Origin of the sequence: Streptomyces flavovariabilis, assembly GCF_000725785.1 — a bacterium.
GTDB lineage: Bacteria > Actinomycetota > Actinomycetes > Streptomycetales > Streptomycetaceae > Streptomyces > Streptomyces hawaiiensis.
In genome coordinates this window covers 1-6,815 of the sequence record NZ_JNXD01000053.1, presented here as the reverse complement: position 1 = coordinate 6,815, position 6,815 = coordinate 1, and the positions used below count along the sequence as shown (strand labels likewise).

Genomic DNA, 6,815 nt, shown 5'->3' with positions numbered 1-6,815 from the left:
CTCGTCCCACTGCTCGATCATCGCGTTCAGCTGGGCAAGGGAGGCGACTTCGGGGACGGGGACCATATGGTTCCGGCGGAACCAGCCGATCTGCCCCTCGACCCCACCCTTCTCGTGGGCGCCCTCGATGCCGGGCAGGCAGTAGGCCGCGTCGATGCCGTAGTGCGACCGGAACGCGGTCCACCGCTCGTTCTCCGCGCGGGAGCGCGAGCTGAGTACCCGGGAGACCGCGGAGCGGAGGTTGTCGTATCGGACCTTGCAGGTGGGCACTCCGCCCAGCACGCTGAGAGCGTGGACGTGGCCTTCGAGGAATGCCTCCTGGCCGCAGGAGACGAAGACGCGGTGCACGGCCTTGCCCGAATACGACAGGCGCATCGCGAACACGAAGCAGGTGACCTGCTCACCGGCCAGACGTACCTCCACGTCGCCGAAGTCCACCTCCGCCTCGGCCCCCGGCCTGTGGGACTGCGGAATGAACGCGTGTACCACCCCGCAGCCAGCCTCCAGGGTGTAAGCGGCTCGGACCGGCGCCCGCAAGGCCCGGCGAACGGCTTGCGACGGACAGCGGTACGCCTTGGCTCTCTCCGGTCCTTGAGACCCGCTCTGAGACTGGCGCCGCTGTCCACCCTGGTGGGTTCCGTGGCGGTGACGTGGGTGTCGGGCAACGCCTGAAGTCAGCCTGGCCCGCGAGGCCTCCCGCTGAACGGATGGACCGTGATGACGAGCAGCTGCTGCGCCGCCGGGTCTACGGCGCCGACCACGACCACCCGGGCCCGCGGCCGGACCGGCGCTGCGCCGAACTGGTCGGCGGGCCGCTGGGTGGCCTGCTGCTCTGAGATCTGACCAGGCCCGGACACACTATGGGCCCCGGGGAGTTCTGCCATCCCCGGGGCCCGACGTTATTGGAGTCACGCGCGTGCGTCCAAGGCGCCGCTACCGTTTGCCGACTCTGAGACTTCTGGGCAGTGCTCAGCCGTCACTGCTGAACAGAGCCTGTGGAGTTCGGATGTAGCTGCTCAGGACTGGGGTCGCTGGATCTGCCAGTGGGTGACGTTGGCGTTGCCGCGGTTGAGGTAGGCGTTGGTGTCGACGTCGTACTTGGCCCCGGTGGTGGAGCTGACGTCGTTGGTCTCCAGGAAGCCGCCGCGGTTGTGGTAGGTGTTCCACAGCTGGACGGTGTCGTTGAAGCGTACGAGGCCGTCGCCGGGGTTGGAGGTGAGGTCGAAGATCTGCCAGCGGCTGCTGTTCTCGTCGCGGTCCTTGCCCCAGGCAGTGATGACGTCGTAGAGGCCGCCGTAGGTCTTCTGGGTGTTGCTGGCCGGGCCGTTGATGTCCAGGTAGCCGCCGGTGCCGTTCTCCGCGAGGTTGCGCAGGTAGACGATGTCGCCGCTCTTCACGGGCGAGCCGGCGGCCTGGCAGGACCCGGAGAGGATCTCCCACGTGCCGGTGCCGCCTCCCCGGGTGGCGGTGGTGGCCGTGTTCACCAGCAGTCGGCCCCCCGGCGCGCTGGATGTGCCGTTGGTCTCCAGGAAGCCCCCGTCCCCCTGGTAGAGGTTCTGCAGGTGGATCCGGTCCCCGTAGTGAAGTTCGTTGGCCATCGCTGACTCCCCTTCTGCGAGTGTCCTGGCCAGGGCCGCTCCTGCGACGCAGGAGCGCGCTGATCCCGGCCCAGACAATGCTTCTGGCACTCGCCACCGACACGCCCGGACGCACCGGATCATCCACACCTTCGTGGATGAATCATTGGAAACTGTTTCGAACCCCGGGCTTGCTGAGAAGGACGTGACGCCGGCTCAGCTGGCCATCGCGTGGGTGCTGGCCCAGGGCGAGGACCTGGTGCCGATCCCGGGCACCAAGCGCCGCACCTACCTGGAGCAGAACGCCGCCGCAGTCGACATCGACCTGACGAAGGACGACCTGGCCCGCATCGACGCGGAGCTGCCCGAGGCGGCCGGCGAGCGGTACGACGAGGCAGGGATGCGGGCCGTCAACCGGTAGACGGAGGGGGCGCACACAGCAAACGGGGGCTCTGCAGCGAACGCGGCGGGGGCATCGATCTCCTGACCGCCCTAGGAGGCGTCGCTGGTCGCGGTCGCCGCACGCTCCATTCGCAGCATGGCTGACCAGGGCCCCGTCCCATGGCTCCTGCCGGCGGCCGACGTGCACCCGCTACGCCGTGTTCAGGGTGCCTCGGGCGCACTCTCCTGGGCGGGTTCCTTGGATGTCCGGTGATCCGGACCGGCGACGGGGGCGGCGGCATGCAGCGCGGCTTCGACTTGGCGGTTGCTGGTCATGGTTGCTGTGACGGCTGTCATGGTCAGGAGGAGGCCGGCGGCGGCGTAGAGCGGGGTGCGGATGTCGTAGGCGCTGGCGAGCCAGCCGCCGAGGAAGGCTCCGAGGGGGGCGGCGCACATGGCCAGCATGCGGGAGGTGGAGGCGACCCGGCCCATGAGGTGGCTGGGGACGATTGCCTGCCGAAGGGAGGGCGTGAGCACCATCGTGGCGCCCATGCCGGCCCCGCAGACGGCGAGCGCCAGCCCGGCCACGTACGGGTTCGGTGCAGCGGCCAGGCCCAGGATGGCGAGCCCTTCGACGGCGGCTGTGCAGGTGAGTGCGGTGCCGGTGCCCAGTCGTCGGCCAAGGGATGAGGCGATGCCTGCGCCGAGCAGGCCGCCGGCGGCCTCCGCTGTGAGGAGCAGGCCGAAGCCGTAGGTGTCGATGCCGAGGCGGTCGTGCGCGAAGAGGGCGAGGACGGTCTCCACGGCGAGGAAGGCGATGTTCCCGACCGCCGGGCGCAGCGCGAGCCCGAGCAATAGCCGGTCCCGGAAGACGTACGAGGCCCCGGCCCGCGCCTGGACAAGCAGCGACTCGCGCATCTCCGGCACGGGCCGGGGGAGGGCGGGAAGGGACCGAACGAGCAGTGCGGAGAGCGTGAACGACACTGCGTTGGCGAGCAGCGGAACCGCCCGCCCGAGTGCGAGCAGCGCGCTGCCCGCCGGCGGTCCCGCGAAGCCGGACATGGCGGTCTGGGCGCCGCGCAAGCGGGAGTTGGCGCGCTGAAGGAGTGCGGGGTCGCGGCAGAGCAGGTCCGGTAGATAGGCCGTGGCGGCCGTGTCGAAGAAGAGTCCGCCGAGGCCGAGCAGGAAGGCGACGGCCGCGAGCAGCGCGATGCTCAGCACGTCGAGTGCGGCTGCTGCCGCCGGTATCGCGAGCAGCACCGCACGCGCCGTGTCCGTGACCCACATCGTTCGCCGGCGGTCCCAGCGGTCCACCAGCGCACCGCCGAGCACGCCGAAGAGCAGCCACGGCAGCGTCCCCGCGGCTGTGACGACCGCGAGCACCATCGGATCCCGCGTCAACGTCAACGCCAGCAGCGGCAGCGCGGCGTGCGACACCCCATCCCCGAGCGAGGACACCGTCTGCGCGGTCCACAGCCGTCCGAACCCGGTCGGCAACTTCCCCACACCTAGGGTCATTTGGCACCCTCCTCGGTCTGCTCGCGCGGTGCCGGGTGGAACAGCGCGAACACGAGGGACGCGTCCGGCAGCGACGGATCGGACAGCTCCCGGTACTCGTCCGCCAGTGCCTGCAGCCGCGCCCCCAACTGCGCGAACTGCTCCTCGGTGAGCCGCAGATGCGCCATCCGCACGTGCCGCTCACTATCCACCGGCGACGCCTCCAGGTCCGCCACCGCGTGCCGCATCAGCACATCCGGCCCTCCCTCGCCCGGATCCGGCAGCGCGATCGACCGCGCGGCCATCGCGTAGTACCGCTCGGTGACGCCCCGCACCTTGCGTGTCCGCACCACCTTCACCAGGCCGGCACGCTCCAGCAGCCGCATGTGATAGCTGGAACTCCCCTTCGCGAGACCCACCCGCTCGGCGATCTGCGTGATTGTCGCCGGCTCGAAGCGGAGCACGGCCATGATCCGGTGGCGCGTGAGATTGGAGACGGCGCGTAGTTGCTCGTCCGTGGTGACGTGAAACGTCTCGGGAAGGTCTTCGGCAGGCATGCGAGCAATGGTCAACACTTCTTGACCATTGAGCAAGGGGATTCTGGCCTCGGGGAACATCGGCACAGGCGCTGGGGCCGGGTGTCAGGGAGATCGTGAGGGCCATCGCCCAGGGCTACGAACCGCAAAACGAAGCGACCGGCAAACGCAGCACCGCGCGTGTTGCCCCTGGTGGACGATCCTTCCGGCACGCTCGACAGCCACCGCCACAAGCACCTCCACCTCCTCCACGGGCCCGTGCGGCACTGCAGGGCAGGGCTCAGCGGCTCGCCGGCGAGCACGGCGAATCAGGTCGTGCTGATGCAGCCCCGATCCGTCAACCGTGGGTACAAGGCCCGACTCGACGGTTCGGCTGAGCGCGGTGCGCGGGCTCGGCTGCGGATCACTCGTGCCGTCACCCTCAGAGCAGGCGCGAGACGCAGACAGGTTGCGGCGAGCACGCATGCTCCGGCGACCTGGCGCATGATCCCCCTGGACCGACACAGATGCAGTAGGCAATTGCTGCATCACGCCAGCAAGGAACTGGAACATCGTTGCCCTGGAGTGCCCAGCACGATGGGGATCACGAGTCGGGGCTCTCCCAGAGGATGAGGTTGGTGGCCGCGGCGTGCCGGAGGTCGCCGGAACTCAGTTCGGCCGCTCGTACTCGTCGACCGTCCCGTCCCCATTGTCGTCGAACATGTAGTCGTATTCGTCGCCGTAGCTGTCCCGGTAGCGCATACACGTGCCCTCGGCGCGCAGCTCGGGCTCGCCGTCGTAGTACCCAAGGTGAAGGGTGACCCGGATGCCGTCGTCGAGGGTGGCGGCGATGCCGTTGTCGACCTTCTCGACGGTACGGCCGTCTTCGCGCCAGGTGTTGCGGAGGGACGCCAGCGCCGCGCGGTAGTCGTCGTCGCTGGCGAAGTCCAGATCCCAGATGAAGACCGGCTCGTCCCGGCTGACGCCGGTGACGTCGAAGCCGAAGTCGTCCACGCATGAGGAGCTGTCCTGCCGGGAGGCGTACGGCTCCTTGGCGGGTGCCGGGGACAGCGCGCGGTAGACGTCCTCGCCGGCCCGTGTGGTGGCACGGACATGGTCACGGAAGGCCTCGGTGCTGCGCACGGGCCCGCCCTGTATCGCTTCGCACCCCTTGGCTGTCAGCCCGAAGAGCGCCACCAGGGTGACGCCGAGCACGGGGACCATGATCTTGGGCTTCATGCCGTTGATCAAAGCCGCCGCGGCCGGAGCGCGGCAGCGCTCTGCTACTCAGTCGGTCTGAGCAGCGGCGCTCAGAGCGGTCGTTGCGCGGGACGGACAGCACGGGACGGCCGTGGCGTCAGTGGCGGGGGAGGAGTGCGTACGGGCACAAGGGGGCCCCGATCACCTACAGGTCGAGGGCGCGGTGGGCGGTGTGCGCACGGCGGTCCGGGATCTGGGCGATGGTCATGCCGTGCTCTCTGTCCGGTTCAGGCACGCGAAGAGGGATGCCGGTGGGGGCTTTCCGGCGCCCAGTGGAACCCTGAACGCGGATCAGGTAGCGCTATCCGGCGGGACCGTGCCATGGAGGAGGGTCGGCTGGTTCGCCGTGTCCCTGTGGGCCTCCGGGGACGGACGCCCATCAGAGGCCGGCAGTCCCGTATAGGTCGACGCGGCCTGCACGGTGCGCAGCGTCCAGTGCGTGGCGGCCATTGCCCTGGCCGCGATGACGCATCCGGCGCGGAACGTGCGCTATCCCTTCCACTTACGCGCTGCCATTGAACATGGTCGGTTCGATGCGGTCGTGGCCCGCCCGGTGGATGCAGGTCGGGTGTGTGTCGTCAGGGGCGCAGGACCAGTTTCCCCTTGGTACGGCGACCCAGCAGGTCCTCGTGCGCGTCGCGGGCCCGCGCCAGGTCGTACTCCGCGCCGACCAGGGGCCGCAGGTGACCGCGTGCCGTGAGGTCGAGCAGCTGCGCCAGTTCCGCACCGGCGGTGCCGTTCCTGGCGATGAGCGGGATGACCCAGAAGCCGGCGACGGTGATGCTGTCCACCGCCAGCCGGCTCGGCGCGATCGCGGCGGCTGCCTGCCGGGACGAGGCGCCGTAGGTCACCAGCCGGCCGAGGGGCCCGAGGGTGTCCAGGGCGGCGTCGAGGACGGGACCGCTGATGGCGTCCAGGACGATGTCGGCCGGGCGTCCGTGGTTGGCGTCGAGAACCCGCTCCCGGTAGCGGCCGCATCGCCGCCGATGGCCGCGTCCGCGCCGAGTTCGAGAGCAAGGGCGCGCTTCTGCACGGACGACGCCGTGGCGATGATCCGTCCTGCCCCGAACTCCCGGGCCAGTTGAACGGCGAGACTGCCCGTCCCGCCCGCGGCGGCATGGACCACCACGCTCTCACCGGGCCTGATTCGTGCGACCGACCGCAGCAGGTGCCACGCCGTCAGCCCCTGTACGAGAACGGCCAGCGCTTCGCCCGCACCCACCCCCGGCGGCAACGCGACCAGGTGACGGTCAGAGACGACCGTCTTGGTGGTAACCGCCCTGCGGAACATAGCCGAGGACGCATCGGCCGGCCGCGGTCCGGCCGACGACCTCCATGCCGGGAATACGGGGCAGGGGACCTTGGGGGGCGTGCGGACCGTCGGTGTGCTCGCCTGCGATCTGTTTGATGTCGCCGAAGTTGACACCCGCGGCCTCCACCTGGACCAGAGTCTGGCCGGCCCCGCCGACGGATCGGGCACATCGGCCTCCTAGAGGTTGTCCCGTATGGGGCGTGGGTTATCGGGCGAGGGCCAGGTTGTGTAGCCGGGCGATGCCGAGCATGGCCTGGTGAACGCCGTTGCCCT

Annotated in this window: 8 protein-coding genes and 2 pseudogenes; 2 read left to right on the top strand and 8 right to left on the bottom strand. The window is 69.8% G+C overall.

What is annotated here, in order from left to right; genetic code table 11:
• Positions 1-486, bottom strand: a pseudogene (locus IO24_RS0139675) (IS21 family transposase); the annotation flags it as partial.
• Positions 487-707: 221 nt separating this feature from the next.
• Here IO24_RS0139675 and IO24_RS47300 point away from each other — a divergent pair.
• A complete protein-coding gene (locus IO24_RS47300) occupies positions 708-836 on the top strand; it encodes a hypothetical protein (RefSeq protein WP_267886838.1) in 129 nt (42 codons plus the stop codon).
• Between the two features lie 180 nt (positions 837-1,016).
• Here IO24_RS47300 and IO24_RS0139665 read toward each other — a convergent pair whose 3' ends face one another.
• Positions 1,017-1,598, bottom strand: a complete 582-nt coding sequence (locus tag IO24_RS0139665) for a hypothetical protein (protein WP_031144681.1) — start codon at positions 1,596-1,598, stop codon at positions 1,017-1,019.
• 172 nt (positions 1,599-1,770) lie between these two features.
• Between IO24_RS0139665 and IO24_RS0139660 the strand changes: the two are divergent.
• Positions 1,771-1,998 (top strand): annotated as a pseudogene (locus tag IO24_RS0139660) (aldo/keto reductase); the annotation flags it as partial.
• Between the two features lie 182 nt (positions 1,999-2,180).
• Here IO24_RS0139660 and IO24_RS0139655 read toward each other — a convergent pair.
• The 6 genes from IO24_RS0139655 to IO24_RS47820 all read right to left on the bottom strand — a co-directional run bounded on the left by IO24_RS0139655 (position 2,181) and on the right by IO24_RS47820 (position 6,669).
• Positions 2,181-3,476, bottom strand: coding sequence for an MFS transporter (locus IO24_RS0139655; protein WP_031144678.1), 1,296 nt, complete (start codon positions 3,474-3,476; stop codon positions 2,181-2,183).
• Complete coding sequence (locus tag IO24_RS0139650) at positions 3,473-4,012, bottom strand: ArsR/SmtB family transcription factor (RefSeq protein ID WP_031144676.1); 540 nt, start codon at positions 4,010-4,012, stop codon at positions 3,473-3,475. The genes IO24_RS0139655 and IO24_RS0139650 overlap by 4 nt, the downstream gene beginning before the upstream one ends.
• A 627-nt stretch (positions 4,013-4,639) precedes the next feature.
• Entirely contained in the window at positions 4,640-5,209 is a 570-nt protein-coding gene (locus tag IO24_RS0139645; RefSeq protein WP_157851355.1) for a hypothetical protein, read from the bottom strand.
• A 599-nt stretch (positions 5,210-5,808) separates the two neighbouring features.
• Complete coding sequence (locus IO24_RS47295; RefSeq protein WP_267886837.1) at positions 5,809-6,147, bottom strand: zinc-binding dehydrogenase; 339 nt, start codon at positions 6,145-6,147, stop codon at positions 5,809-5,811.
• Positions 6,078-6,521 carry a zinc-binding dehydrogenase gene (locus IO24_RS47825; protein ID WP_199808917.1) on the bottom strand — a complete coding sequence of 148 codons (444 nt, stop codon included), beginning with the start codon at positions 6,519-6,521 and terminating at the stop codon, positions 6,078-6,080. Before IO24_RS47825 ends, IO24_RS47295 begins: the two co-directional genes overlap by 70 nt.
• Entirely contained in the window at positions 6,481-6,669 is a 189-nt protein-coding gene (locus IO24_RS47820; RefSeq protein ID WP_420823262.1) for a hypothetical protein, read from the bottom strand. The genes IO24_RS47825 and IO24_RS47820 overlap by 41 nt, the downstream gene beginning before the upstream one ends.
• Positions 6,670-6,815 lie beyond the last annotated feature (146 nt).